The 25,465-nt window shown below is 61.3% G+C and carries 23 protein-coding genes and 2 pseudogenes; 8 read left to right on the plus strand and 17 right to left on the minus strand.

The window, feature by feature from the left end; translation table 11 throughout:
• Positions 1-86 precede the first annotated feature (86 nt).
• The gene (locus AM571_RS01785) at positions 87-1,670 is read left to right on the plus strand and encodes a peptide chain release factor 3 (RefSeq protein WP_074059924.1); all 1,584 of its coding nucleotides are present in this window, start codon (positions 87-89) and stop codon (positions 1,668-1,670) included.
• 400 nt (positions 1,671-2,070) lie between these two features.
• On the opposite strand, the gene AM571_RS01795 is transcribed toward AM571_RS01785, so the two are convergent.
• Positions 2,071-3,009, minus strand: a complete 939-nt coding sequence (locus tag AM571_RS01795) for a threonine/serine dehydratase (protein ID WP_074059926.1) — start codon at positions 3,007-3,009, stop codon at positions 2,071-2,073.
• 50 nt (positions 3,010-3,059) lie between these two features.
• Between AM571_RS01795 and AM571_RS01800 the strand changes: the two genes are divergently transcribed.
• Complete coding sequence (locus tag AM571_RS01800; protein ID WP_074059927.1) at positions 3,060-3,362, plus strand: ArsR/SmtB family transcription factor; 303 nt, start codon at positions 3,060-3,062, stop codon at positions 3,360-3,362.
• 9 nt (positions 3,363-3,371) lie between these two features.
• Here the strand turns inward: AM571_RS01800 and AM571_RS01805 are convergent, their stop codons facing one another.
• Positions 3,372-4,268: a LysR substrate-binding domain-containing protein gene (locus AM571_RS01805; RefSeq protein ID WP_074059928.1), complete on the minus strand. Its 897-nt coding sequence runs from the start codon at positions 4,266-4,268 to the stop codon at positions 3,372-3,374.
• A gap of 113 nt (positions 4,269-4,381) precedes the next feature.
• On the opposite strand from AM571_RS01805, the gene AM571_RS01810 reads away from it, so the two are divergent.
• Positions 4,382-5,089, plus strand: a complete 708-nt coding sequence (locus AM571_RS01810; RefSeq protein ID WP_074059929.1) for a glutathione S-transferase family protein — start codon at positions 4,382-4,384, stop codon at positions 5,087-5,089.
• A gap of 25 nt (positions 5,090-5,114) precedes the next feature.
• Here AM571_RS01810 and betC read toward each other — a convergent pair whose 3' ends face one another.
• Positions 5,115-6,629 carry a choline-sulfatase gene (gene betC / locus AM571_RS01815; protein WP_074059930.1) on the minus strand — a complete coding sequence of 505 codons (1,515 nt, stop codon included), beginning with the start codon at positions 6,627-6,629 and terminating at the stop codon, positions 5,115-5,117.
• 283 nt (positions 6,630-6,912) lie between these two features.
• On the opposite strand from betC, the gene AM571_RS01820 reads away from it, so the two are divergent.
• Positions 6,913-7,836, plus strand: coding sequence for a choline sulfate utilization transcriptional regulator (locus AM571_RS01820; RefSeq protein WP_074059931.1), 924 nt, complete (start codon positions 6,913-6,915; stop codon positions 7,834-7,836).
• Here the strand turns inward: AM571_RS01820 and otsA are convergent.
• The 6 genes from otsA to AM571_RS01850 form a co-directional block, all read right to left on the minus strand.
• Complete coding sequence (otsA, locus tag AM571_RS01825; RefSeq protein ID WP_074059932.1) at positions 7,817-9,190, minus strand: alpha,alpha-trehalose-phosphate synthase (UDP-forming); 1,374 nt, start codon at positions 9,188-9,190, stop codon at positions 7,817-7,819. The genes AM571_RS01820 and otsA overlap by 20 nt on opposite strands.
• Before the next feature lie 44 nt (positions 9,191-9,234).
• The gene (otsB, locus tag AM571_RS01830) at positions 9,235-10,032 is read right to left on the minus strand and encodes a trehalose-phosphatase (protein ID WP_074059933.1); all 798 of its coding nucleotides are present in this window, start codon (positions 10,030-10,032) and stop codon (positions 9,235-9,237) included.
• A 37-nt stretch (positions 10,033-10,069) separates the two neighbouring features.
• Complete coding sequence (locus tag AM571_RS01835; RefSeq protein WP_074059934.1) at positions 10,070-10,471, minus strand: GFA family protein; 402 nt, start codon at positions 10,469-10,471, stop codon at positions 10,070-10,072.
• A 7-nt stretch (positions 10,472-10,478) separates the two neighbouring features.
• Positions 10,479-11,975, minus strand: coding sequence for a S10 family peptidase (locus AM571_RS01840; protein WP_074059935.1), 1,497 nt, complete (start codon positions 11,973-11,975; stop codon positions 10,479-10,481).
• Between the two features lie 96 nt (positions 11,976-12,071).
• Positions 12,072-13,361 carry a CynX/NimT family MFS transporter gene (locus AM571_RS01845; RefSeq protein WP_074059936.1) on the minus strand — a complete coding sequence of 430 codons (1,290 nt, stop codon included), beginning with the start codon at positions 13,359-13,361 and terminating at the stop codon, positions 12,072-12,074.
• A complete protein-coding gene (locus tag AM571_RS01850; protein ID WP_074059937.1) occupies positions 13,358-14,035 on the minus strand; it encodes a FadR/GntR family transcriptional regulator in 678 nt (225 codons plus the stop codon). Before AM571_RS01850 ends, AM571_RS01845 begins: the two co-directional genes overlap by 4 nt.
• A gap of 519 nt (positions 14,036-14,554) precedes the next feature.
• On the opposite strand from AM571_RS01850, the gene AM571_RS01855 reads away from it, so the two are divergent.
• A complete protein-coding gene (locus tag AM571_RS01855; protein ID WP_074059938.1) occupies positions 14,555-15,364 on the plus strand; it encodes a class II glutamine amidotransferase in 810 nt (269 codons plus the stop codon).
• On the opposite strand, the gene coaBC is transcribed toward AM571_RS01855, so the two are convergent.
• Positions 15,351-16,562 carry a bifunctional phosphopantothenoylcysteine decarboxylase/phosphopantothenate--cysteine ligase CoaBC gene (coaBC, locus tag AM571_RS01860; protein WP_074059939.1) on the minus strand — a complete coding sequence of 404 codons (1,212 nt, stop codon included), beginning with the start codon at positions 16,560-16,562 and terminating at the stop codon, positions 15,351-15,353. The genes AM571_RS01855 and coaBC overlap by 14 nt on opposite strands.
• A gap of 207 nt (positions 16,563-16,769) precedes the next feature.
• A pseudogene (locus tag AM571_RS37185) lies at positions 16,770-16,886 on the minus strand (SDR family oxidoreductase); the annotation flags it as partial.
• Position 16,887: 1 nt separating this feature from the next.
• On the opposite strand from AM571_RS37185, the pseudogene AM571_RS37190 reads away from it, so the two are divergent.
• Positions 16,888-17,172: pseudogene (locus AM571_RS37190) on the plus strand (hypothetical protein); the annotation flags it as partial.
• Here the strand turns inward: AM571_RS37190 and AM571_RS01875 are convergent.
• Positions 17,070-17,942 (minus strand): LysR family transcriptional regulator, encoded by an 873-nt coding sequence (locus tag AM571_RS01875; RefSeq protein ID WP_074059940.1) that lies wholly within the window; start codon positions 17,940-17,942, stop codon positions 17,070-17,072. The pseudogene AM571_RS37190 and the gene AM571_RS01875 sit on opposite strands and share 103 nt — an antisense overlap.
• 109 nt (positions 17,943-18,051) lie before the next feature.
• On the opposite strand from AM571_RS01875, the gene AM571_RS01880 reads away from it, so the two are divergent.
• Both AM571_RS01880 and AM571_RS01885 read left to right on the plus strand, forming a co-directional pair.
• Positions 18,052-19,290: an MFS transporter gene (locus AM571_RS01880; RefSeq protein WP_074063020.1), complete on the plus strand. Its 1,239-nt coding sequence runs from the start codon at positions 18,052-18,054 to the stop codon at positions 19,288-19,290.
• Positions 19,287-19,670, plus strand: a complete 384-nt coding sequence (locus AM571_RS01885) for a VOC family protein (protein WP_074059941.1) — start codon at positions 19,287-19,289, stop codon at positions 19,668-19,670. Before AM571_RS01880 ends, AM571_RS01885 begins: the two co-directional genes overlap by 4 nt.
• A gap of 18 nt (positions 19,671-19,688) precedes the next feature.
• On the opposite strand, the gene AM571_RS01890 is transcribed toward AM571_RS01885, so the two are convergent.
• From AM571_RS01890 to AM571_RS01910, 5 genes are read right to left on the minus strand one after another with little or no spacing between them, the layout of a single operon-like run.
• Positions 19,689-21,350: a urocanate hydratase gene (locus AM571_RS01890; RefSeq protein WP_074059942.1), complete on the minus strand. Its 1,662-nt coding sequence runs from the start codon at positions 21,348-21,350 to the stop codon at positions 19,689-19,691.
• A 28-nt stretch (positions 21,351-21,378) separates the two neighbouring features.
• Positions 21,379-21,708 (minus strand): TfoX/Sxy family protein, encoded by a 330-nt coding sequence (locus tag AM571_RS01895; protein ID WP_074059943.1) that lies wholly within the window; start codon positions 21,706-21,708, stop codon positions 21,379-21,381.
• A gap of 4 nt (positions 21,709-21,712) precedes the next feature.
• Positions 21,713-22,810 carry a DUF917 domain-containing protein gene (locus AM571_RS01900; protein ID WP_074059944.1) on the minus strand — a complete coding sequence of 366 codons (1,098 nt, stop codon included), beginning with the start codon at positions 22,808-22,810 and terminating at the stop codon, positions 21,713-21,715.
• Positions 22,791-24,071, minus strand: a complete 1,281-nt coding sequence (locus AM571_RS01905) for a Zn-dependent hydrolase (RefSeq protein ID WP_074059945.1) — start codon at positions 24,069-24,071, stop codon at positions 22,791-22,793. Before AM571_RS01905 ends, AM571_RS01900 begins: the two co-directional genes overlap by 20 nt.
• Positions 24,068-25,450 carry a dihydroorotase gene (locus AM571_RS01910; RefSeq protein WP_074059946.1) on the minus strand — a complete coding sequence of 461 codons (1,383 nt, stop codon included), beginning with the start codon at positions 25,448-25,450 and terminating at the stop codon, positions 24,068-24,070. Before AM571_RS01910 ends, AM571_RS01905 begins: the two co-directional genes overlap by 4 nt.
• Positions 25,451-25,465: the final 15 nt, after the last annotated feature.

A 25,465-nucleotide genomic window follows, 5' to 3' on the forward strand; every position in this document is an offset into this window, starting at 1 on the left:
CATTACTTTGCGCCGGGACGCCCAAGGTCAATTGCAATGGCGGGCTTTAATCGCTAGATACGCCGCAATTCCACAGGATTCACATCATGGCCGAAAGTCTCGCCGAGGCGGTTTCTCGCCGCCGCACATTCGCTATTATCGCGCACCCGGACGCGGGCAAAACCACGCTCACCGAAAAGCTGCTTCTTTTCGGAGGCGCCATTCAGCTCGCCGGTGAAGTCAAGGCGAAGAAGGATCGCATCCAGACCCGGTCGGATTGGATGAAGATCGAGCGCGAGCGCGGTATTTCGGTGGTGACCTCCGTCATGACCTTCGAATACGATGACAACGTCTTCAACATTCTCGACACGCCCGGCCATGAAGACTTCGCCGATGATACCTATCGCACGCTGACAGCTGTCGACGCCGCCGTCATGGTGATCGACGCCGCCAAAGGCATCGAGCCGCGTACGCTGAAGCTCTTCGAAGTCTGCCGCATGCGCGATATTCCGATCATCACCTTCATCAACAAGATGGACCGCGAAAGCCGCGATCCGTTCGAAATCCTTGATGAGGTGGAGGAGAAACTGGCGCTCGACACAGCTCCGATCACCTGGCCAATCGGCCGCTCCAAGACGTTCTGTGGCTCATATCACCTGGCCACAAGCACTGTGCGCGGTTCAGATACGGAAGTGGAAGCAACGCCGGTCAACGGTCCTCGTAGCGTCGCTGACCGTTTGCCGGAAAACGAGCGGACTGCCTTCATCGACGAGACGGAGTTGGCGATGGAGGCTTGCCGTCCCTTCGATCGCAAGGCTTTTCTGGAAGGCCACATGACGCCGGTGTTCTTCGGCTCGGCGCTCCGCAATTTCGGTGTCCGCGATCTCATCAATGCGCTCGGGGAATTCGCCCCGCCGCCGCGCGACCAGATAGCCGATACCCGCAAGGTACATGCAAGCGAAGACAAGATGACAGCCTTCGTGTTCAAGATCCAGGCCAACATGGATCCCAACCACCGCGACCGCATCGCCTTCGCCCGCATCTGCTCAGGCAAGCTGGAACGCGGCATGAAGGCACGCCTTGCGCGCACGGGCAAGCAACTGGGTCTCACAGCGCCGCAGTTCTTCTTTGCCTCGCAAAGACAGCTCGCCGATACCGCCTATGCGGGCGACGTCGTCGGTATTCCGAACCACGGCACGCTGCGCATCGGCGATACGTTGACGGAAGGCGAAGCGCTGGTGTTCCAGGGCGTGCCCAACTTCTCGCCGGAAATTCTCCGTCGTGTCCGCCTTGAGGATGCGATGAAGGCGAAGAAGCTGAAGGAGGCCTTGCAGCAGATGGCCGAAGAAGGCGTCGTCCAGCTCTTTTCCCCCGAAGACGGTTCACCGGCGATCGTCGGCGTTGTCGGTGCCCTGCAGCTCGATGTCTTGAAGGAACGTCTGCAGGCGGAATATGGCCTGCCGGTCTCTTTCGAAATGTCGCGCTTTTCAGTCTGCCGCTGGGTGTCGGCCGAGCAGCCTGCAGAACTCGAAAAGTTCCTGACGGTCAAACGTGGCGATATCGCCCGCGATCTCGACGGCGATCCCGTGTTCTTGGCACAGGACAGCTTCTCCCTGCGCTACGAGGCAGAACGCTATCCGGCAATCAAGATGGTCGCAATCAAGGAATATCACGTCGCTAAGGCGGCGTGATTTCTCATTTACGCGGCGGCAACAAACTCGATCGACCAGCCAGTCCTCCCGCAGCGTTCGAAGACCACGACTGTTGCGGGCAACCCGGCGCTCTCCGAGCTCGCCGCCACCTGCCCATTGTGGTTTGCCTTTGCCAAAAGATGCGGTCGCGCAGGTCGCGGGTCAGCTGCACGATGTTGCCCGTAGTCGTTTGTGCCCCGGCCAGAATTCGCCCGATTTGCCATGCCAGCATGGCCATCAAGGTGCGGTTTTGAAAACATCAGGCGGTCGAATGTCCCGGCCAGGTTGATTGCCCGGAAGACGTCGGCTGCACGCGCAGCCATATCGCGCGTTCCACTGATCTCGAGCGGCCGGTGCAGGCGCAAGCGAGTGCAGATCTATGCCGTTGCCGCCAAAAAAGTCAGTCGAATTTCACGGCCGTCGTGTTGGCACCGCAGACCAAGACGCAGACCCGCTCATTGCGCGCCGGAACATATTTGCCGGAGAGTGCGGCTGCGAATGCCGCCGCGCCGCCGGGCTCGGCAACGACTCTGGCCCCTTCCCACAGGGCTTTCTGAGCCGTACGGATTTCGTCGTCCGTTACCAGCACCGGCGGCTGCACGAATTGCTGCGCGAGCGGAAACATCAGTTCACCGACCCGCTTCGGGGCGAGCGAATCTGCCGCAATGCCGCCTGCCGGAGCATCCACCGGTCTGCCCGCTCTGAAGGCCTCGTAAAGGGTGGGCGCTCCATCCGATTCCACGGCGACGATCTTCACCCGGCCGCCAAACCAGGCCGCGATGCCGCCGACCAATCCGCCGCCGCCGACGGCGACCAGCAATGTGGTCATTGCCGGCATGTCCTCCTCGATCTCTTTGCCGAGCGTTGCCTGGCCGAGCAGCGTCTCCACCTGGTCATAGGCATGTACGGCAAGCGCCCCGGTTGCCCGCTCATGGGTCTCGCTCGCCGCCAGCGCATCTGAGTAACGCTCTCCTCCGATGACGAGACTGGCACCGTAGGCGCGGATCTTCTGCGCCTTGGCAGGCGAGGTGACGGCCGGCACGAAGATGGTAGCCGGCACGCCAAGCCGCGATGCGGCATAGGCAACGGCCGCGCCGTGGTTGCCGCCGGAGGCTGCCACGATGCCGGCTGCGGGAACCTGCCGCGTAAGGAGATGGGAAAAGGCGCCGCGTGCCTTGAAGGAGCCGGAATGCTGCAGGCATTCGAGCTTGAGGTCGACTTTGAAGGGCGCTCCCCCGAAATCCTGCATGTCGACGGACATCATGGGCGTGCGACGGATATAGGGGCGGATCAGCCCTTCGATTTCGGCAATGCGTTCGGCAGAAAGGGCGTTCGGCATGCACGCTCTCCATGGATTGACAATATTTCGTTACTTGGCAAAATAACGAAATGCAAGATGCTGGTATTCTGAAAGCCCTCGCCAATGAACGACGCCTCGTCGTTCTCGAATGGTTGAAGAAACCGCGGGAGCACTTTTCGCCTCAGGTGGATGGCGACCTGGACGATGACGGTGTCTGCGCCGTGCTCATCGCCGAAAAGCTGGGCATAACTCCGGCAACGCTCAGCGAACATATGCGCATATTGGTGCAGGCGGAGCTGGTACAGGCAAAACGAATCAAGCAATGGATCTTCTATCGGCGCAATGAAGACCGCATCGCGGCGCTGAAGCAGGGACTTTTCGCCGACCTGTGAGCGGAGGGCTCATGGCTGCCCCAGCCGCTCGCTCAGGAAATCCAGTACGGCGCGCACTGATGGCAGTTGGCCGCGCCGATGCGGCAGGAGCGCCGTTGTCGTGATGTTTCCCGCCGTCCATTCCGGCAGGATACGGAGCAATCGCCCTTGCTCTATGGCCTCTCGGCAGACGGAAGTCGGAAGAATGGTGATTCCCATTCCCGCCGCCGCAGCTTTCAACAGGACGAACGGTTCGTCGGCCGCCATGACCGGCGCTGGCTTGACGAGCTTGTCGTCCCCTGCGGCGGACAAAAGCCGCCAGGCCGTCTCGGTGAGGCTGGGCATGACGGCAGCATGCGCTGCGAGATCTTCCGGCCTTTGTGGAACCCCGTGCCTATCGACATAGGATGGCGCGGCAACGAGAAGAAATTCATGCTCTGCCAGTTTACGCTGCACGAGGCTTGAATCGGCAAGCGGTAGCTGATGGCTGCGTACTGCGATATCGAAGCCCTCTTGTACGATATCGACGAAGCGATCGGTGACATGCAGAAGGACTTTAAGCTTCGGGTATCGGATCGCAAGGTCCGGCAGATGCCCGGCAAGCGTGAACTGCGAAGTCGGCACCGAGGCAGTGATGCGCACGGTGCCGCTCGGCTCGCCGAGACGCGACCGGACAATGCTTTCGGCCATCTCCGCTTCGATGACTGCTGCCCGCGCGTGCTCGAAGAAATCGCGTCCCAGATCCGTGAGCGAAAAGCTGCGCGAGGTGCGCTGGATCAGTCGCACGTCCAGCTTCGCCTCGAGCTCGGCAACCCGCTTGCTCACTGTCGATTTAGGGACTCCAAGGCGCCGTCCAGCAGCCGTGAAGCTGCCGCCTTCGACTGCGTGAACGAACAGGCTGAGGTCGTTGAGGTTAAAGGAGCTCAATCTAATCTTCCAGATTTGTAGACTTTGATGTGCATTTTGAAGGTCTGTTCGGCGATCGTCCACAAATCGATATTCTGATCGTGAAATCAGTTCAATCCTGAAAGGAACGACGAATGTCTCCGATTTTATTTTACGGCGTGCCGGAAGGCTGCTCCTTTGCCTCCATCGTCGCACTCGAATGGTCAGGTGCGCCCTATCATCTTTGCCGCATCGAGATGCCAAAGGTGGTCTCGAGCAAAGACTACCGGCGGATCAACGCAATCGGCGAAACACCTTCGCTCATGCTTGGCGATGGCCGTGTCATCAGCGAGAGCATGGCAATCCTCAACCACATCGCTTCCGGCCACATCCGCAAGGGGCTCGGCTTTGCACAGGCCAGCCCCGAGTTTGATCAGCTGAACCAGATGCTCGCCTATCTGAACACCAGCTTTTTCAACGCGTTCAGCCCACTGTGGCACACGATCGAGCATGAGCTCGAACCGGACGCCAGGAAGGCGCTGACCGCCTATGGCGTTGGAAAGGTGGAAAAGGTCCATAGGGAACTCGAGCAACTTCTTGGCGGCCGCAAGTGGCTGCTTGGCAAGGGACCCAGCCTTGCCGATGCCTATTTCGCCGGCATCGCACGCTGGAACGACTTTCATGATGTCGTCGATCGCAAGCAATTCCCGGCACTGAACAGCCTCTATGAGAGGCTGCAGGAAAATCCAGCAGTGCGCTTTGCCCTGGCGATCGAACACGAAGAACCGGCTGAAAGCACAGGTGACTTTCGTGGCCATGTCACGCTGGAGGACGCGCTCGGCTATCTGAAGCATGCTGCCTGATGCTTGCAAGCACGATCCGCGCGGGTCATTCCCCGCGCGGATATCGCTTGTTCTCTTCCAGGACGTTAAGGTCCATGTGGTTGCGCATATAGCGCTCGGAGGCCTTCTGCAGCGGCTGGTAGTCCCAGGGATAATAAGCGCCATTGCGCAACGCTGCATAGACGACCCAGCGGCGTGCCTGGCTTTCCCGCACGGCTTGGTCGTAATGTGCAAGGTTCCAGCGACTATTGGCCTCGTCGGTCAATGCCGTGAGCGTCGCGGCATGGGCCGGGTCCGCAGCGAGGTTCCGGAGCTCGTGCGGATCGGCGTCTAGGTCGAAGAGCATCGGTGGATCTTTTTGGCAGAGCGACAGCTTGTAGCGCCGGTCGCGCAGGCACACGAGCGGCGCGATCGAGCCCTCCGCAGCATATTCCATCGGAACCGGGCCGCGACTGCCGGTGCCCGTGGCGAGAGGGGCCAGATCCTCGCCGTCGGTCCATTTCTTGAGTGAACTTATGTCGAGGCCGGCAAGCCCCGCCAGCGTCGGCGTCACGTCCAGCGTTGAAACCGGTTGGTCGATACGCGCTGCCTTCCAGCCTGGAGCGGCAATCATCAGCGGCACCCGCGCCGAACCGTCGAAGAAGCACATCTTGAACCAAAGCCCGCGTTCGCCGAGCATGTCGCCGTGGTCGGAGACAAACAGGATGATGGTGTTTTCTGCCATCCGTCCGCGCTCGAGCACGTCGAGGATCTCGCCGATCTTCTCGTCTACATAGGAGATACTGGCGAAGTAGCCCCTTCGCGCGCGGCGGATCTGTTCGGGCGTAATGTCGAAAGCCTTGTAGTCGCAGGCCTCGAGCAGGCGCTGGGAATGCGGATCGAGCTCCTCGAACGGGATCGGTCCGACCTGAGGGTCGAGCGCCGGGCAGTCTTCGTAGAGATCGAAGAATTTCCGCCTTGCCACGTAAGGGTCGTGCGGGTGCGTAAAGCTGACGGTCAGGCACCATGGACGCTCGTCCTGCCGGCGCGAAAGATCGTAGAGCTTGCGGGTCGCGTGGTAGGCGACCTCGTCGTCATATTCCATCTGGTTGGTGATTTCGGCGACGCCGGCGCCGGTGACCGATCCGAGGTTGTGATACCACCAGTCGATGCGCTCGCCGGGTTTCGTGTAGTCTGGCGTCCAGCCGAAGTCGGCAGGATAGATATCGGTCGTCAGCCGCTCCTCGAAGCCATGAAGTTGATCTGGACCGACGAAATGCATCTTGCCGGATAGTGCTGTCTGATATCCGGCGGCCCGCAGATGGTGCGCGTAAGTCGGGATGTCGGAGGCAAATTCCGCGGCATTGTCATAGACGCGGGTCCGGCTGGGAAGCTGGCCCGACATGAAGGAGGCTCGCGCCGGAGCGCAGAGCGGGCTTGCCGTATAGCTGTTGGCGAAACGCACTGAACGCTGCGCCAATGCCTTCAGATGCGGAGCGTGAAGAAACTCGGCCGGCCCGTCCGGAAACAGCGTTCCGTTGAACTGGTCGACCATGAGAATGAGAATATTGGGACGTTCCATGTGTAGTTTGTCCTGGAATTAGAGGCAAAGCGAGCTTTCGCCGTATCGGCAGCAGGCTTCCCGTCGAATGCGCCGCAGATTACGCATCGATGGCCTTCCATCCGCCTTCAGAAAGTGCGGGAAGCCGGACGCCGCGGAGGCAAAAGAGGAGGCTGGCCGCGAACCGGTTCATGGTCGAATTCTTTCCGTTGCAGTTTCCCTGTTATTCGAGCAATTTATTGAACATCAGGTTAGTTCCCCTTGTAAAGCTGGCATTTTTCAATGGGTGATCAAAGGATTCCTTATGGCAGAGCGACCAGTTGACCTTGGATGGGTTCGTGTATTTGTCGCGGTGGGGAAAATGGGCAGTCTTTCATCTGCGGCCGGAACTCTCGGCCTGACCCAGCCTGCCGTCAGCTACCAGATCCGTCGCCTGGAAGAGCACATGGGCGTCAGCCTCCTTCAGCGACAGCACCGCGGCGTCGAACTGACCTCGGAAGGCCGCAGGCTTTTCGAAGTAACCTCTCGCACGGTTGACGATATCGACATGCTGGTGCGCAGTTTTCGCAGCCAATCCGAACGTCCGGCGATCAGGCTGAGGACGGATTATGCCTTCTCATCGCTCTGGCTGATCCCACGCATGCATACATTCCGCCTGCTCTATCCCGAAATGGACATTCAGATCGTCGCCACGCAGCGCATGGAGCAGCACGGTCCTCCGGATGGCGACATCGCTGTCGTCTTCGGAACGCGGGAGGACTTCGGCAGCAATGCCACGCTCCTTTTGCCGGAAAAGGTCGTCCCGATTTGCACCCAGGGCTTTCTGGATCGGAACGGCCCGTTCTTCGATCCGGTCGAAATTGCCGGCGCGCGTCTTCTGCATCTCGATGCGCGCGCACCGTCGCCGTGGTTCGATTGGAAGAGCTACCTGGCCGAGCTTGGCATCAATCGCGATGCGGCCATAGGGCAGGGCGAGCTCAGCTTCAACACATATTCGCTCGTCGTGCAGGCGGCGATAGGCGAGCAGGGACTGGCGATCGGCTGGATGGGTCTGGTCGATTCGCTGCTGGCGTCAGGTATGCTGGTTACGGCCGGACCGATGTTGGAGGCCCCGGACCGAGGCTACTGGCTTTTGCCGCCGAAAGCGCAGAGCGCGCAGACTGATCGGCTTGCCGCCTGGCTGATCTCCGAGGCCGGCGCAGATGCGCTCAAGGCGCAAGATCCTTGAGAAAATCCCGGCACCAGCGCGAAACATCGTGTTCGAGCAGATGGTCCATCATCATCTCCCAGCGCTCTTTGCGCTCTTCCAGCGGCATGCTGAGCGCCCTTGCCATCGCGTTTGCAGTACCCTCGATGTCGTAGGGGTTGACCAAAAGGGAGCCTTTCAGCTCGCGGGCAGCTCCGGCGAAGCGTGAAAGCACGAGCACACCCGGATCGTCCGGGTTTTGTGCGGCCACGTATTCCTTCGCGACAAGGTTCATCCCGTCACGCAGCGGCGTCACCAAGCCGACCTTGCCGAGCCGGTAGAGCCCTGCGAGAACGTGGCGCCCCACGGAACGGTTGATATAGCGTATCGGCACCCAGTCGACGGCGCTGAGCGCTCCGTTCACCCTGCCGGCCTGCTCGGCCACGGTGCGTTGCATGGCTTCGTATTCGGGTACCTCGGAGCGGGACTTGGGGGTGATCTGCAGATAGGTGACGCGCCCCTGCTGTGCCGGATTGGCCAAGATGAAGCGCTCGAAAGCATCGATGCGCTGCGTGATTCCCTTGGAATAATCCAGGCGGTCGACGCCGATGATCAGGCTGCGGCCCTCGATGCTTTGACGGGCTTTTTTGACCATGCTGTTGGTTGCGGCCCTTTGGGCGAATTCGGCAAAGGCTGCAGTCTCTATGCTGATCGGATAGGCGCCGCCCTTGAAAGTCCGGCCATGGGCGCTGTAGCGGCCTTCGCCGAGCTCATCGCCGATGCCTTCCCGTCTGAGACAACCAGCGAAATTCTCAAGGTCGTGATCGGTCTGAAAGCCGACGACATCATAATGCGAGAGGCCGCGCATGATCTGCTCGTGAACCGGCATCGTGAAGAGCACGTCCGCAGGCGGCCATGGAATATGAAGGAAGAAGCCGATGCGATTCTTCAAGCCCATTTGGCGCAGTTCCGCGGCGAGCGGGATCAGGTGGTAGTCGTGCACCCAGATGAGATCATCGGGTTCGATCAGCGGCGCCAGCCGATGGGCGAAAAAACGGTTGACGCGGAAATAGCCGGCCATCTCCTTGCGGCCGTATTCTGCGAGATCCAGACGGTAGTGGCAGATCGGCCAGAGTACACGGTTGGCAAAGCCGTGGTAGTATTCTTCCACATCGGTATCGGTCAGATCCGTCAGTGCATAGGTGATGTTGCCTTGTTGCAGCCGTGCAAGCGGCTGCGGCTCATGCTCGCCGCTCGATTTTCCCGACCAGCCCATCCATATGCCGCCGCGCTCTTCAAGGGCGGCCTTTAGGGCGACCGCCAGACCGCCGGCGGGCGCAATGCCGCCTTTGTCGGGAACGGGCACGCGATTGGAAACAATGACGAGACGGCTCATGCCAGTTCCTTTCATGCAATGAAATACGTCGGGTGCTCAAATCTTCACGAGGCCAATGTCTCGATCATGCCGCGCAGAGCTTCTGCCGAGGGGATGGAGCCGCGCGCTTGGCTTGCAGGCGAAAGCGGCCCGACGCGGATCGATTGACCGCCAAGGCGGTTGACCGTGCGAAACATCGCTTCGTCGGTCACGTCGTCTCCGATCGCAATGGGGCGCCTGCCGGCAAAGACTGGATGTGCGAGAAACGCTTCGACCGCACTGCCCTTGTCGGCACTGGCCGGACGAATTTCGATAACCATCTTGCCGTGCTGGATCGTAAAGTTCGGTCCGGCTCGACCAAGCGCCTGTTCCATCAATGGTTCGAGTTCGAGCTCCCTGTCCGGCGCAAGCCGGTAATGTGCGGCAACCGCCGCTCCCTTATCCTCGATCAGAACCCCGGCCCAACCTGCAGTCTCTGCGGTGAGATCGGCCTTCAGCTGCTCGAATTGCGCTGTGACTTCGGCTTTGCTCACGCGTCCGTCCGGGTCGCGCCGCTCTGCGCCGTGAAGCCCGGCGATCGGGAAGTGGAACGGCCGGAAGAGCTGATCGGCATAGTCAAGCCCTCTTCCGGTGACGAGGGCCAGGGCACCTGCGAGCCTTTTTGCCAGGGCATCGAGACTTTCGGGCAGCGATGGTGGAACGACGATGTCGTCCGGCGTTTCGGCCAGGTCGAGCAGGGTCCCGTCGATATCGATGAAGAGAGCCCAGTTTTCCGGCTCGGCGGAGAGAACGGCGAGAATAGAGTCTACCCCTGAAACCGCATCCGGTTCCGAGGCGCTGAGAAACTGCTTCTGGTATGACATAAGGCTCTATCTATGTCAGGGCCCACTCCAGGCAACCCTAGCTTTCCGTTTCGAATCGCGGCAGTGCTTCGATATTGCCGGTCCAGGGCAGGGCAGAGCGGCACCAGATCTGCTTGCGCGGCCACAGCTCGGCCCGCTGGTTGATCGTGCCGAGGCGGATGCCGACGAAGGCGTCGTCCTCTCCCATGCGATAGAGATGCGATCCGCAATTTGGACAGAAGAATTGCCGGCTGCGTGCTCCGCTTTCGCCATGCTTGACATAGGTTTTCGGTCTGCCGCGGAGAAGCCGGAAATCGGCCCGTCGCGCAACCGTGCTGACACGATAAGCCGTTCCGGTCAGCCGCTGGCAATCCGTGCAATGACAGATGCTGACGCGCTCCGGATCGATTTCGGCCTCATAGGCAATCGCGCCGCAATGGCATCCGCCGGTAACGTGCATCTGCTCCTCATTCGGCTATCTGCGCCGCCGGATGCTGACCATAAAAGGTCTTGGCATCAGCGGTAAAAGCAGCCCGCGCCTGCGCATTGGTGTAAAACATATGGCCGCCGCGATAGACGTCCAGGCTTACACGGCCCCTAGTCAGGCTTTCAGGTAGGTGGTCCACGACATAGCGGCTGACCCCATAGGGCGTGACGATATCGCTGTAGCCATGTGCGATCAGCAAATGAAAGCCCGCATTGGTGCCCAGCAATTCGCGGATGTCATCCGTTATGCTCGCCTGCAGCCGTGAGCCGGTGCCGTGTCCACCGCCCCATTCCCACTGACGGCTGACGTCGCTTTCGAGCAGCGTATAGGTCATCTCGGTCCTGAAGCCGAGTTCGTTGCGTGCGTAATCGGCAAAAGCGCCGCCATAAGCGCGGGTGAAGCCGTCGAGGACCGCGTCATCGCCACGACCGGAGTCTGATTCCGGATAAGGGTCGGGCGTTGCGAACGAGGCATCGTAGGGGCTCATCACCTCGCCCTGCTGCCTGGCAGAATTCTTGGCAAAGGCATTGCCCAGAAAGCCGCGGTTGCGGGCAACGACGTCTTCGGGAATGCCGGTCATCGTCGAGACCTTGCCATAGAATGCCTTCGCAGCCTCGCCCGCCGGTGCCGGCCCGGCCAAGGTCGTCAGATATTCACTGAGCGCGAACTTCTCCGCGTCCCGTTGCGCTTTTTCGTCGAAGGTTTTGCGGCGCTCGGCTTCAGCGGCGGCAAGGGACGGGAATTCGAGAGCAGCGCCAAGGGCAAAACGGTCTGCATTGAACATCAGCTGGCCCTCCAGCAACGGCGAGAGCATGACCGCGCCGGAGATGATGATGCCTTGGCTTTGCCGAAGGGCAGCAGCGACCTTGGCCGCACGGAAACCGCCATAGCTTTCGCCGAGAAGATATTTTGGCGAGCCGGAGCGATTGTTGTGTGCGACATAGAGCGCGATTGCCTTTGCGATGGCCTGCGCATCGGCGTTGACGCTGTAGTAGTGCGAAGCGTCGTCGGCCTTTGCCGTGCGGCTCCATCCTGTGCCGATCGGATCGATCAGCACGAGATCCGTGAAATCGAGCCAGCTCTGCGGATTGTCGACGAGCTTGGCATTTGCGCCGTCGCGGGCCTGCGGACCGAAATCCAATATGCGCGGCCCGACGAGCCCAAGGTGCAGAAATGCCGAAGCCGCGCCCGGACCGCCGTTGAAAGCGAAGGTAATGGGGCGGTTGGGTGTACGCTCCCTGGCGGTATAGGCAGTGTAGAATATCGCAGCCGTGCGAGCGCCGTCCTGCCCGAAGAGATCGAGCGTGCCCGCCGTCGCCGTATAGGCCAGCCTGCGGCCGCCGACGTTCTGTTCATGCTGGGTGACGGAATCGGACGGCAACAGCTTCAATACGCCGGGCCGCTCCTGGGCAATTGACAAAGCAGGTGTGGCGAGAACCAGCAGCGCAAACAGGATGGCAGCAAACCTTAACGACACTCTTTCCTCCTGGGCGATGAAACACGATAGATACCGTAACATCTGCCATCTCTAAGAGGTATCAAGAGATGGTGATGCGCAGGTGAGGAGAGACCTTTACGTCGTCTTGATCGTGCGCGCATTGACATGCAGCGCACGTCCGGCATTCCAGCCGTTGATCGCGGCTCCCAGTCCGAGCAGAACAAAGAGTGCGGCACTCCAGGCAAAGCTTCCGGTTACGCCGTGAATGAGTCCGACGATCAGGGGGCCGACGGCGGCCAGCAGATAACCGATGCATTGCGCCATGCCGGATAGGTGAGCTGCGACATGAGGATCGCGTGATCGCAGCACGATCGTTGTCATTGCCACTGCAATCAGGCCGCCTTGTCCCGTTCCCTGCAGCACTGCCCAAAGCCAGACCGTCGAAAGCGGCGCGAATAGCAGGCCAAGCAGGGCAACCACGGCAACGACGCACAGCGAAGCGTTGATCAACCGCTGGTCTTTGCCGCGTACGGCAATCTGCGGTGCCACGAGGCAGGCGGCGGCCTGGACCATGACTGATGCCGAAACGATGGCACCGGCAGCCACGCCGTCGAGGCCGCGCTCGCGCAGGATCGGCACCAGCCAGCCGAAGACGCAATAGGCGAGCGCTGATTGAAGGCCCATGAAAAGGGTGACCTGCCAGGCAAGCCGGTCTCGCCACAGGCCCTCGACCCTGAAGCCGCTTCGCCGCGCCTGAGCCGAAGCTCCAAGAACCTGCGGAAGCCAGATCATGGCGACGATGAAGGCGGGCAATGCCCAGGCGGCAAGTGCGCCCTCAAGCGATCCGTCGAGAGAGTGCTCGATCGGCAGCGTGAAACCGGCAGCGCTCGCTGCGCCGGCGCACAGCGCCATCGTATAACATCCGGTCATCAGCGCCGTGCGCTCGGCGAAGTCGCGCTTGACCAGGCCAGGAAGCAGGACGTTTCCGACGGCGATACAAGCACCAGCAAGCGCGGTTCCGAGAAAGAGAAGCGGGACCGAGGACAGCCCGCGCATGGCCGTGCCGAGTGCCAAAAGCACGAGCACGCCGAGGAGCGTTCGCTCGGCACCCAAGCGCTGTGCGAGCTTTGGCGCAAGCGGCGAAAAAGCGCCGAGGCAAACGACGGGAAGCGTGGTCAACAGGCTCGCGCCGAGGGCTGAAAGGCCAAGCCCCGCGCGAATTTCCGGCAGCAGCGCGGATGCGCTGGAGAACACGGGGCGGAGGTTGAAGGCGATAAGGACGAGGCTGACACCGAGAATGACACGGCTTGCCACCGTCGACTGTGCCGGAGCTTGCGGTGCGGGAACACTGTTTGCCTCGGCATCGATCAACGGATCGTCGATGGCCTCGAGAGCCTCGGCTGCATTAGAAATGGAGGTGGTCACGAGACGATCATCCGTTCAAGGGCGGCAATCACCGGCTTCATGAAGCGGCGCACGGCGGCATCGGCTTTCCCGGGGTGGCCGGTTTCGATGGCATCGATGATATCGCTGTGCGCTTTCATGTCGGGCTCGGGAAGGTCCTGCCCGAGCGTCGCTTCGATGGTTTCGGCGATCGAGGTCGAGAAGAAGTCATAGATTTCGATCATCGCCCGGTTGCCGGAGGCTGCGATGATCGCTTTGTGAAAGGCAAGATCGCGCTCGATGAAGGCGGCCTTTTCGCCCCCTTCGTATGTGCCGCGCTTGGCCAGAAGCTCGCGCAGCACGGTGATGGTTTCCGGCGTGTGCCGCAGCGAGGCGAGGCGGGCTGCCTCGACGTCAAGGGCGCAGCGCGCTTCGAACTGGTCGCGCAGGCTTGCCCTCCGGGCCATCGTCAGGGGCCGACCGGCGTCCATCGTCGAAAGGACGTAGGTCCCGGAGCCTTGTCGCGTTTGAAGCAGGCCCTGAGAGACAAGCACGCGCACGGCCTCGCGGATCGTGCCCCGGCTGACTGCCAGCGCGGCCGAAAGAGCTGTTTCGTTCGGCAGCTTGTCGCCGATACTCCATCGCTTCGCGCAGATTTCGCCGCGGATCGCTTCAATGGCGGTTTCGGTCAGATTTGTCTTGTTGAGCGGCTGCATGTCATATTCATAAAATCATCAGATGACTTTATGAATACGACGCGATCCGCCTGCAGTCAAAGATAATCTGCAAAATAAAAAAGGGCCGCCTCAGCGACCCTTTTCCATGAGTTTGGCCTGTAGCTGGCCTGGACCGTCAAAGCGGCCCCAGGAAGGCGGGGATTAGAACGAGGGCTGCCTCGCTTTCGTCACCACTCCCATGCCCGATACGAGGTCCGAAATCTCATTAGACATTGGATCACCTTCCTTTCGTTCTGTTGCTGATGAATAAAAGGTAAGGAAAAATTTCGACGATGCAAGAGAAATCCTTGCGACGACCGCGGCGAGGCGGCCGAGAGGCAATGTTCACAAAAGAAGATGCGTGCTCAACGAATGTGATCGACTGAAGCGGTTGGAGCCCGCATGCTGCCTTGCAAAAAGTGCAATCGTTAAGTTTTTATTCACCATCGCGCTCGACAATCGAACGGGCATTTCAATCAGTCCCGCCGGAAGGACGGCGGGTTACGGAGTGAGAAAAGCATGTGTCGCTGGGCAGCCTATCGCGGAGAGCCCCTCTATCTCGAGGAATTGGTTTCCTCACCTGCCCATTCGCTGATCGAGCAATCCCATTGTGCCACCCGCGCCAAGACCGCAACGAACGGCGATGGCTTCGGTATTGCCTGGTACGGAGACCGGCCGGAGCCGGGCCGCTACCGCGATATCCTTCCCGCATGGTCCGACTGCAATCTGAAGAGCCTGGCGCGTCAAATCCGCTCGCCGCTTTTCCTGGCGCATGTGCGCGCAGCCACCGGCGGCGGCACGCGGCGCGACAATTGCCATCCCTTCACGCATGGGAATTGGTCCTTCATGCACAACGGACAGATCGGGGGCTTCGAGCGCCTGCGCCGTTCCATGGAGGCGATGCTCGACGACGAGCTCTTCAATGTCCGCAGTGGCACGACCGATTCCGAGCTGATGTTCCTGCTCGCGCTGCAATTCGGTCTGTGCCGGGCGCCTCTTACTGCAATGGCGGAGATGGTGAGCTTTGTCGAAGGGCTTGCTGAAAACATCCTGGGCCGCGCCCATCTGCGTTTCACTGCGGCGTTTTCCGACGGAGGGTCGCTTTACGGCATTCGTTATGCGACGGATCGAAAGGCGCCGACACTTTATGCTTCACCGATGCGCCGGGGACACTGCCTTGTTTCCGAACCATTGAATGACGACATCGACGCCTGGGCCGAGATACCGGACGGCAGCGCCGTCACGATTGGCGACAACGGCATCGAGGTCGTGGCCTTCACGCCGCAAAAGCGTATCGGCGCAGCGGCGGGTATCGCTATCCCTGCCTGAAGCGTTCTGCGATCAGGGCTGCCAGCTTCTCGGCAACCTCTTCCTTGCCGAGATCGGGCCATTGCTCGACGCCGCTTCGGCTGATCAGTTTCACGCTGTTGCGCGTGCCGCCCATGATGCCAGTCGCCGGCGAGACGTCATTCGCAACGATCAGGTCGGCGCCCTTGCGCTCGAGCTTCGCCTTGGCGTTATTTTCGACGTCCTGCGTCTCGGCCGCAAAGCCGATCACCAGCGTCGGCCGCATCGTGTGGTGGCCGACGGCCTTCAAGATGTCAGGGTTTTCGGTCAGCGCCAGCGTCGGAATGGATTCGCCTGGATGCTTCTTGATCTTCTGATCGGCGGCAGAAGCCACGCGCCAGTCGGCCACGGCTGCCACCATGACGGCGATATCGGCCGGCAGCGCAGCGAGCACTGCATCGCGCATTTCTTCGGCGCGTTCGACATGGATGGTTTTGACGCCGACGGGATCGGCGATTGCCACCGGACCGGAGATGAGTGTGACGTCGGCGCCGAGCCTGGCAAGTGCTGCGGCAATCGCGTGTCCCTGCCTGCCGGAAGAACGATTGGCGATGTAGCGGACGGGATCGATCGGTTCGTGGGTCGGTCCCGAGGTCAAGACCGCCTTGCGTCCGGTAAGCGGCTTCGGCCCGTCGTCAAGCAGCGCTTCTGCAGCGGCAACGATCTCCAGCGGTTCAGCCATGCGGCCGATGCCTGCCTCCTTGCTCTCCGCCATCTCGCCTGTCATCGGCCCGACAAAATGAATGCCGTCACCTTTCAGGATGTCGAAATTCCGTTTCGTCGCCGCCTTCGACCACATCTTCGGGTTCATCGCCGGCGCGGCAAGAACCGGTCTGTCCGTCGCGAGCAAAACGGTCGAGGCCAGGTCGTCGGCGAAACCGTTTGCCATCTTGGCCATCAGATCGGCCGTTGCCGGCGCGATCAGAACGAGGTCGCAGTCGCGAGCAAGCCGGATATGGCCCACATCCTGTTCGTCCTGCCGCGAAAAGAGATCGGTGAAGACGTGGTCTGCGGCAAGAGCGCCGACGGCAAGCGGCGTGACGAATTCCTGCGCGCCCTTCGTCATCACCGGACGCACCGAAGCACCGCAATCGCGCAGGCGCCGGATCAGGTCGAGGCTCTTGTAGGCCGCGATGCCGCCGGAAATGATGAGCAGGATGCGTTTGCCGCTGAGAGCCATGGGCCTTCTATCCGTTGCCTTTGTGACTGCTAGCGACCCTAAGCCTTTGGCGGATAACATGCAATCACCACGGCGTCCCCAAGCTCACTGACATTGGGAGTGAAGATCGCGATCGCAAGCCATGCGCCTGCAAGGGCCGTCATAATCGACCGGAGAAGGCGCTTCGGAAACGATCGAGAATTCCAGCAACCGATGCCGCCGCCGATCTGCATTGACGCGGACATTGCGCGGCCCGAATTCGGCGGCAAGAGCCTGCGTCAGGCCGACCAGGCCGGATTTGCTGGCGGCATAGGCGGCGACGCCCGGGAAAGCGAAACTGAAGCCAGCAGGTCCTTCAATCCGCGAAGGCAAGCTCGTCGGGATTGATGTCGGCTCCAGCCCCGAAGCCGAGTTCATCTACGTGGCGCATCCGCAAGGCCGCAATCCTTCCGCAAAACTCCGCGCCTTAGCCGATCACCTGAAGGAAACCCTCAGTGATCCGCCTTACTGGGATCGTGCAGGCCTGGGTCAAAGCAGGCTCATCAGATTTTCGGTCACCGGCGAGCGCTGCGTCTTCAGCACCGCGAGCGCCAGCCGCGCGACCGCAGGCGGTCCGTCGATCGGCCGGTAGGCGACCCCATCGAGCCTTATCTGTGCGATCGATGCGGGAACGATCGACACTCCAAGCTCTGCCGCAACCAGATTGACGACAGAGGAAATCTGCGGTGCTTCCTGTGCGACCGTCAGTTCGAAACCCGCCTGCCGGCACGCGAGCACGACATCGTCGAAGAGGCTGAGGCCGACCAGCCGCGGAAAGAGAATGAACGGCTCGTTTGACAGCAGTGAAAGGGCCAGCCGCTCGTATTTCGCCAGCGGGTGGTTTGCTGGCAGGGCGACCACCATCGGCTCGTCGCCGAGGCGTTTCAGGCGCACGCCCGGCGGATCGTCCAGGCTCGGCCGCATGAAGGTTGCATCCAGTTCGCCGCGATGGAGTTTCTCCATCAGGGCCAACGTGTTCAATTCCGTCAGAGACAGCCGTACTTCCGGCCACTCTGCTCGAAACCGCCTGATCGTCGCGCTGACAACCGGATTGAACGCGGAAGAAGCCGTAAAGCCGAGCGCCAGCTTGCCCGTCTCGCCGCGATTGGCACGCTGCGCGGCAAGCCTTGCCTTCTCGGCAGAGAGAAGTGAGGCCTTGGCTTCGCCGAAAAACGCCTCGCCCGCCGCCGTCAATTCCGCGCCATGCGGCACGCGGTGAAACAAAGCCGCGCCGATTTCCTTTTCGAGATCGCGGATCTGCTGGCTGAGCGGCGGCTGGCCGATACCGAGTTTCGCCGCGGCCCGCGTAAAATTGCCTTCTTCTGCGACCGCCAGAAAATAGCGGATATGCCGAAGCTCCATGCGCTATCTCCAAAACATATCGAAAACATCACTTCCATATATTGGACAGCTTATGCCCTTCTGACTAGATGACTGGAGAAAGGCTTGAGCCATGCACAAGACCGCAGTCATGAGCGACATTTCCCCGATGGAAATACCGGCGGCGCCGCCGGCGAAAGAATACCTGCAGCGTGGCACGGCGTCCTACCGCCGTGCCAGTCTTGCACTCTTCCTCTCTGGCTTCTCCACCTTTTCGCTGCTCTATTGTGTCCAGCCGCTGTTGCCGATCTTTGCGGACGAATTCTCCGTCAGTCCCGCAGAAAGCTCGCTTGCGCTTTCGCTGTCGACCGGCTTCCTCGCCATTGCCATTATATGCGCGGCCATCATCTCGGAGGGTCTTGGCCGCCGCAGCCTGATGTCGATCTCGCTCGTCGGTGCGGCGGCACTGACGATTGCTGCCGCCTTTGTACCGGACTGGCACCTGCTGCTTGTCGTCCGTGCCCTCCAGGGCTTCGTCCTTGGCGGCGTTCCGGCCGTTGCGATGGCGTATCTTGCGGAGGAAATCGATCCGCGCGGCCTTGGCGCGACAATGGGACTTTATGTCGGCGGAACAGCCTTCGGCGGTATGTCCGGCCGGGTGCTGACCGGTATCTTGGCGCAATACCTGACCTGGCGGCCGGCAATGTTTCTGATCGGCGCGACAGGCTTGGTGGCGGCAGCCGGCTTCATCGCGCTTCTACCCGCCTCGCGCAATTTTATCCGCCGCCCTGGCTTCGATCCGAAATTCCATCTGAAAGCCTGGCTGGCGCATATGCGCAATCCGGCGCTGCCGTTCATTTTCGCCATTGCCTTTCTGGCGATGGGCTCCTTCGTCACCGTCTACAACTATGCCGGCTTCCGGCTCGTCGCAGCACCATATGGCCTGACCCAGAGCGAACTCGGCTTGATCTTCACCGTCTATCTCTTCGGCATCGGCGCTTCGTCGCTCGGTGGCCTGCTGGGGGACCGCTTCGGCCACTTCGCTGTCCTGCTGACGGGAATTGCAATCACCGCTGTTGGCGCCGCCCTGACGCTTTCCGCCTTCCTGCCGGTCATCATTTTCGGCATTGTCGTGCTCACCAGCGGCTTCTTCATGAGCCATTCGATCGCAAGCGGCCTCGTCGGGAAGCTTGCCAGAGGCACGAAAGGGCATGCCTCGTCGCTCTATATGCTTGGCTATTACGTCGGCTCGAGCGTCATGGGCTCGGCAGGCGGCTGGTTCTTCGCCATCGAGGGCTGGACGGCAGTCGTCTACTTCACCCTTGCCATGCTGGCTCTCGCCTTTGCGGCGGCGTGCGCTGCACGCAGCTTTTCGAGGAGAAAATTTTGATCCGCATCAGCCGCCTCGATCACCTCGTCCTGACCGTCTCCGACATCGAGGCGACCTGCGATTTCTACCGCCGTGTCCTCGGCATGTCCGTGGAAACCTTCGCCAAGGGCCGCAGGGCCCTGAAATTCGGCAATCAGAAGATCAATCTTCACCAGGCCGGGCGCGAGTTCGATCCCAAAGCCGAACAGCCGGTACCGGGTTCGGCGGATCTGTGCTTTATCGCCGAAACGCCACTCGCCGAGGTCATCGCGCATCTCGAAGCGGCAGATATTGCCATCGAGGAAGGCCCCGTCGAACGCTCCGGCGCCATCGGGACTATCCGCTCGATCTATATTCGCGATCCGGACGGCAATCTCATCGAGGTATCCAATCCCATCTGAGCCGCTTGGTCCCGCGTGCTAGCTCAACCGGATATACGGGACATCCTTCTTTTGCACTTCGTCCAGCGCTTCCTCGTATCCGGCATCCGCATAACGCATGACGCCCAGCGCCGTGTCGTTGGTCAGCGCATGATCGAGCCGCTCGTCGGCGGCCTCGGTGCCGTCGGCAACGACAGTCACGCCGCAGCTGGTCATGTAGCCGGCATAGCCGCCTCCGCCGGAATGGACGACGACGAGGTCGGCCATCGAGGAGCAGAGCATCATCGCATCGATCAGGGGCCAGTCGGCAATCGCATCGGAGCCATCCTTCATGCGTTCGGTCATGATGTTCGGATGCGCCATAGCGCCGGCATCGAGATGGTCGCGGGAAAAGGCGACGGGACCGTTCAGGTCTGCGCTTGCGACCAATTCGTTGACGCGACGGGCAAGGGCGGTGCGTTCGCCATGGCCCAGCCAGGCGATCCGTGCCGGCAGGCCCTCGAAAGGCACGTGCTCGCGGGCAAGCCGGATCCAGTTGGTGATGATCTTGTTATCCGGAAACATTTGAAGCAGCAGATCGTCGATCCGGGCGATATCGCTCTCTTCGCCCGACAGCGCCATCCAGCGGAAGGGACCGATAGCGCGCGCAAAGAGCGGGCGCAGATAGGCTTCGGTGAAGATCGGAATGTCGAAGGCATCGGCAACGCCGCCTTCTCTCGCTTGCGTGCGGATCAGGTTGCCGTTGTCGAAAACCTCGGAGCCCTTCTTCTGGAACTCCAGCATCGCCGTCACATGCTGGACGATCGAGGCGCGGCTTGCCGCCATCAACTGGCCCTGGCCGTCGTCGCGAAGTGCCTTGACCTGGGCAAGGCTCATGCCCTTCGGAACATAGCCGTAGACGAGATCGTGTGCCGAGGTCTGGTCCGTCACGATATCGGGCGTAATGCCGCGCCGGGCGATCTCTGGGTAGATCTCGGCCGCATTGCCGACGAGGCCGACCGACAGTGCGCGCTTTTCCTTCACGGCCCTGTCGATCATATGCAATGCAGCATCCAGATCAGGTGCGATCTCCTGCAGATAGCCGATTTGCTGGCGCTTTTTTGCCCGCTCCGGATCGATATCGACGCAGAGGATCGCAGCTCCCGCCATACGGCCGGCAAGCGGCTGAGCCCCTCCCATGCCGCCAAGACCGGCGGTGAGCACGAAGCGGCCGGAGAGGTCGCCGCCGAAACGCCGCTCGGCAATGCGCATGAAGATTTCGTACGTTCCCTGGATGACGCCCTGGCTGCCGATATACTGCCAGGCGCCTGCCGTCAGCCCGCCCCAGCAGATCAGCCCCTTGCGCTGCAAATCGTAGAAGACTTCAGCCTTGGCCCACTGTCCGACGATATTGCAGTTCGCCATGATGACGAGCGGTGCCTTCGTGTGAGTCTTGATGAGGCCGATCGGCTTTCCCGACTGGATCAGCAGCGTCTGGTCCTCTTCCATCTCGGTCAGCGCCTTGACGATGCCCTTGTGCGCCGCCCAGTTGCGCGCCGCCTTGCCGAGCGCGGCATAGACGACGAGATTGTCCGGATCTTCGCCGACGGCAAGCACGTTTTCGAGGAGGCGCAGCAGCGCTTCTTGCCGCCACCCCTTGGCACGCAACTGCGGCCCGCCGGGAATTGGAAATTTTGGATGACGTGGATTGGGCTTCGGCATGGGATGTCCTTCCTCAAGTCCTGTCTTGTTATTTCACCTGCAGCGTTTGCACGTAGGCGCGGGCGGCACCGAGCAGGCGCTTGCGCAGCGCATTTTCGCCATAGGCACGGGCATCGGCGCGAACCCAGCCCTGCATCGCCCGTCCGCCCAAGGTCATCTGGACGACCCCTGGCAGCTCCAGCGCAAAGCCGTCATTGCTTTTGCCGAGGCGAACGAGCATGCCATCGTCTCGCGCACCACAAAGGAGGTTGCCGTTCAACAGAAAGGCCAATCCGCCAAACATTGCCTTTTCGCTGAGACCAGGCAGGCCAGCGAGCTCTTCCCTCAGCAGTTCCTCAAGGCCGGCATCTCGCGCCATGGCGTCAGGCCCTTGCCGACAAAGCGTAGCGCGCAATCTCGATACCCATCGCTTTTTCCACGGGCGGATAAACGGTCGGATCGAGCACGCTTGCCGAAAGCGGAATGATCTCCATCGGCACATGCAGGATGAAGACATGCATGCCCTGCTTGAGCTGACCGACGCTGAGCGGCTCGCCCTGCGGCGAAAGCGTCGTGATGACTGAGGGAAAAGTCGCCAGGCGCGCTCCATCGGCGTCGTCGACGGCCATGTATTCGTTCATCACATGCATCGTCACGGCTTTGGCGCCGGAGCCGACGACGATCGTGCCGACATCGAAGGCTTCCTTGGTATAGACGACGTCCTTCCTGAAAATCTCGCCCTCCGCGAGGATGCTGCCGCCGGTTGTCTTGCAGACAGCATCGATGACGGCCGCTCCGCCCTTCTTTTCCGCCGCAATGATCGCTTCGCCGAGGGCAAGCGCCATCGAGATGCCGCCGAGTGCGGCATGCTCACGCACGTAGGACGCCCGCACCGGATTGCGGCAGCTGGCAATGAAGCCGCCCGATTGGTCGGACGCAGCGCGCAGGATCGGCGAAATCTTGGCGGTCGCACCCTTGACCACAAGCTCGATATATCGGTTCTGCGCGCGGTTTCCGCCGACCGCCGTCTGGATCATCTGCTCCGGTGAGCCCGCCATGCCGATCGAGCCCATGTCGCCGGTGGGATGTGCTCTTATATCTCCGACGGCATCGACAACCTTGGTACCGAGGATTGCCGAGGGCAGCCAGCCGTTCAGCGTCGAGGATTTGCCGTTCTGCCCGATGATAAGCCCCGACAGCCTTTCGCCGAGTTCGTCCTGCAAAAGCTGCACGGCTTTCACATAATCGATGCCCTGCATTTCCCAGGGCGTCGTGGAAGCCGGCGCTCCGATTGCCGCTGCTGTCGCGATCCAGTCGTCGTTATCCAATTCATCGATGGAAACGAGCTCCGGCTTGCCGATGCTGACCGCAGCATATCCCAGCATCCGCCCGTGATCGGCCCAACCGCCGCCACCGGCTGCATAGACCGAGCCACCCTTGACCGCCGCCTCGACGTCGTTCTCAACGAGTATGCGTCCCATCCAAAGCCTCCCTATCCAGCGTCCTGTCCATCTCGCGCACAGCCTCGAAAAGCACGGCAGCGCCGAGTGCGATGTCGTCATTTTCTGCCCATTCGTCGGCCGAGTGGCTGCGTCCTTCCTTGCATGGTACGAAGATCATCGCGGCCGGCGCGACCTTCGCGATCCAGGCCGTATCGTGTCCTGCGCCCGACGCCATGCGCCGATGTCTGGCGCCGACCGTTTCACAGGCGTTTTCGAGCGTCTTCAGCAGGCCGGGATTACCGGGCGTCGGATAGTTGTCGGAGACGCGACTGGGCGAATTGATCGTGACGCCGTGGGCGATCGCAAGCTTGACGACATGCGCATCGAGCCATCTGCAGAAGTCTTCCATGTCGCTGCGAATTTCCGCACGCCCGTCGATGAGCAGAACCACCTTGGAAGGCACGACGTTGGCCGCATTCGGCTCGATGCGGAATTCCCCGACGGTTGCGGCGAAATGACCCGGCGTCTTCGCCCGTTCGGCTGCCGCATTGCGGATATCGAGCACCAGTTGCGAGGCTGCCACCAGCGCATCCGCGCGGGCATCCATCGGCGTCGTACCGGCATGGTCGGCCCGACCTTCGACAGTGACCTCGATCCGGGTGATGCCCGCAATTGCCGTCACGATGCCGATATCCTTCTTCTCGTTCTCAAGCACCGGCCCTTGCTCGATATGCAGCTCAAGGAAGCCTTTGATGTCGGGGCGCCGCTGCGCGAGAAGCGTTGCCGGATCGCCGCCGACACAAAGGATGCCTTGTGCCAGATCGCGCTCGCCGCTCGTGCGCGAAAGCCAGGCTTCGGGAAGTTGACCGGTCATGCCGCGGCTGCCGACGCATGAAACGCCGAAGATGCTGACCTCTTCCGCGAGGAAATCGACGATTTCCAGGTCATGCTGCAGTGTGATTGCCTGGTCCTTGAGGGCGCGCGCGACTTCCAGCGCCGCGATCACACCGGCGATACCGTCAAAGCGTCCGCCGTCCGGCACCGTATCGGAATGCGAGCCGACCATAATCGTTCCAAGACCCGGTTTCGTCCCTGCACGGCGTCCGATCAGATTGCCGGCGGCATCGATCCGCGTCTCCAGCCCGGCCATTTTCATGCGCGCTTCGATATAGGCGCGGCCTTCGAGAAAGAGCGGCGAAAAAGCCCGGCGTGTCCATGGATGACCAGGCTCGGTGACCTTCGCCAGCGCATCGATATCCTCGGCAATACGATCGACGTTGACGGGCAGATTGCGGTTCATGCAGCTTCTCCGGAAATGATCTGACGCGGCAAGGGGCGGACGAATTTTCCGCTGCCGGGCTTTGCAAGCACCTTCGTGCCATCGGTTATCTGGCTGCCGCGCAGATATGCCGCTAAAATCGTCCATGGCAGACGGATGCCGTTATAGGGGCTCCAGCCGACGACATTGTTGCCGCTGGCGGCAGCATCATAGACGGTTTCGCGCGGCTCGAGCACGACGATGTCGGCATCCTTGCCGGGCGTCAGCGCCCCCTTGATGTGGTCGAGGCGAAAATGTTTCGCCGGATTTTCCGCCATCAGCCTCGCAGCCCAGGTGAGCGGGATGCCTCGTTCGAGCGCTCCCTTGACGAACAACGGCACCATGACCTCGAGCCCGGGCACGCCGGAGGCATTTGCCAGCATGTCCGCATTGGTCTTGCGGTTTTCCGACCAGCTCACATGATCGGTCGAAACCAGCCAGACGTTGCCTTCCGCCACTTTCCGCCACAGCGTTTCCACCTCGGCGCGCGGCCGGACCGGTGGATTGATCTTTGCTTTGCCGCCGAGGCGCCGCACATCGTTTTCCTCGTCGAGCGTCAGGTAGTGAATGCAACATTCGACGGTCGCATCGAACCCGTCGCGGCGATAGGCGCGGGCGATGTCGTAGCCGCGGCCGAGCGAGCAGTGCACGACATGCGCGGGGCAGCCCGTATGGGCACCGGTCTCGAAGATCGTGTGCATGGCAAGCAGCTCTGTGATCGGCGGACGCGAGAGACCGTGGGCGCGCCAGTCCGTCACGCCGATTTTCCTGACCTTCTCCATGTAGGTGCGCACTGCCTCGTCGTCTTCGTTGTGGACACCGGCAGTCAGCCCGGTCGGCGTGATGGCCGCGAAGCAGTCGTCGAGAAGGGCGGGGGGGATGCGCGGGAAACGCTTCGCATCGGTCCCGAAGGTCGAGAATTTGAAGGCGGCAACGCCGGCATCCGCCATTTCGCGGATCCGCGCCGCGCCTTCTTCGGGATCGACCGTGCCGTAGAGCGCGAAATCGACTCGCGCCTGAGGGCTCGCGTGATCGATCTTCTTCTTCACCGCGTCGGCCGAGCAGACGAGGTTGCCTTCGTCATAGGGCATGTCGACGATCGTCGTCACGCCGCCAGCTGCCGCCGAACGTGTCGACCAGATGAAGTCCTCCTGATCCTTCTGGGAGAGCGAATGGACTTGCGCATCGATCGCACCGGGCAGGATCAGCGCCTTGCCGAGCAGATGCCGCTCCCTGGCCGCAGGCGGCACGCCGATGCCGACCTCTGCGATCTTGCCATTGCGGGCTGCAACATAACCCCCTTCGAGGATCCGCTCCGGGAGCACGACGGTGCCCTGCAAAACAAGGTCGAAATCAGCCATGCTGTTCCTCCGTAT

Source organism: Rhizobium etli 8C-3, assembly GCF_001908375.1.
Lineage (GTDB): Bacteria > Pseudomonadota > Alphaproteobacteria > Rhizobiales > Rhizobiaceae > Rhizobium > Rhizobium etli_B.

Bases quoted from the DNA above. Each gene is read 5' to 3' on its own strand.
- AM571_RS01785 (WP_074059924.1), top strand. From the start codon at position 87: ATGGCCGAAAGTCTCGCCGAGGCGGTTTCTCGCCGCCGCACATTCGCT.
- AM571_RS01795 (WP_074059926.1), bottom strand. From the start codon at position 3,009: ATGCCGAACGCCCTTTCTGCCGAACGCATTGCCGAAATCGAAGGGCTG.
- AM571_RS01800 (WP_074059927.1), top strand. From the start codon at position 3,060: ATGCAAGATGCTGGTATTCTGAAAGCCCTCGCCAATGAACGACGCCTC.
- AM571_RS01810 (WP_074059929.1), top strand. From the start codon at position 4,382: ATGTCTCCGATTTTATTTTACGGCGTGCCGGAAGGCTGCTCCTTTGCC.
- betC (WP_074059930.1), bottom strand. From the start codon at position 6,629: ATGGAACGTCCCAATATTCTCATTCTCATGGTCGACCAGTTCAACGGA.
- AM571_RS01820 (WP_074059931.1), top strand. From the start codon at position 6,913: ATGGCAGAGCGACCAGTTGACCTTGGATGGGTTCGTGTATTTGTCGCG.
- otsA (WP_074059932.1), bottom strand. From the start codon at position 9,190: ATGAGCCGTCTCGTCATTGTTTCCAATCGCGTGCCCGTTCCCGACAAA.
- otsB (WP_074059933.1), bottom strand. From the start codon at position 10,032: ATGTCATACCAGAAGCAGTTTCTCAGCGCCTCGGAACCGGATGCGGTT.
- AM571_RS01835 (WP_074059934.1), bottom strand. From the start codon at position 10,471: ATGCACGTTACCGGCGGATGCCATTGCGGCGCGATTGCCTATGAGGCC.
- AM571_RS01850 (WP_074059937.1), bottom strand. From the start codon at position 14,035: ATGCAGCCGCTCAACAAGACAAATCTGACCGAAACCGCCATTGAAGCG.
- AM571_RS01855 (WP_074059938.1), top strand. From the start codon at position 14,555: ATGTGTCGCTGGGCAGCCTATCGCGGAGAGCCCCTCTATCTCGAGGAA.
- coaBC (WP_074059939.1), bottom strand. From the start codon at position 16,562: ATGGCTCTCAGCGGCAAACGCATCCTGCTCATCATTTCCGGCGGCATC.
- AM571_RS01875 (WP_074059940.1), bottom strand. From the start codon at position 17,942: ATGGAGCTTCGGCATATCCGCTATTTTCTGGCGGTCGCAGAAGAAGGC.
- AM571_RS01880 (WP_074063020.1), top strand. From the start codon at position 18,052: ATGAGCGACATTTCCCCGATGGAAATACCGGCGGCGCCGCCGGCGAAA.
- AM571_RS01890 (WP_074059942.1), bottom strand. From the start codon at position 21,350: ATGCCGAAGCCCAATCCACGTCATCCAAAATTTCCAATTCCCGGCGGG.
- AM571_RS01895 (WP_074059943.1), bottom strand. From the start codon at position 21,708: ATGGCGCGAGATGCCGGCCTTGAGGAACTGCTGAGGGAAGAGCTCGCT.
- AM571_RS01900 (WP_074059944.1), bottom strand. From the start codon at position 22,810: ATGGGACGCATACTCGTTGAGAACGACGTCGAGGCGGCGGTCAAGGGT.
- AM571_RS01905 (WP_074059945.1), bottom strand. From the start codon at position 24,071: ATGAACCGCAATCTGCCCGTCAACGTCGATCGTATTGCCGAGGATATC.
- AM571_RS01910 (WP_074059946.1), bottom strand. From the start codon at position 25,450: ATGGCTGATTTCGACCTTGTTTTGCAGGGCACCGTCGTGCTCCCGGAG.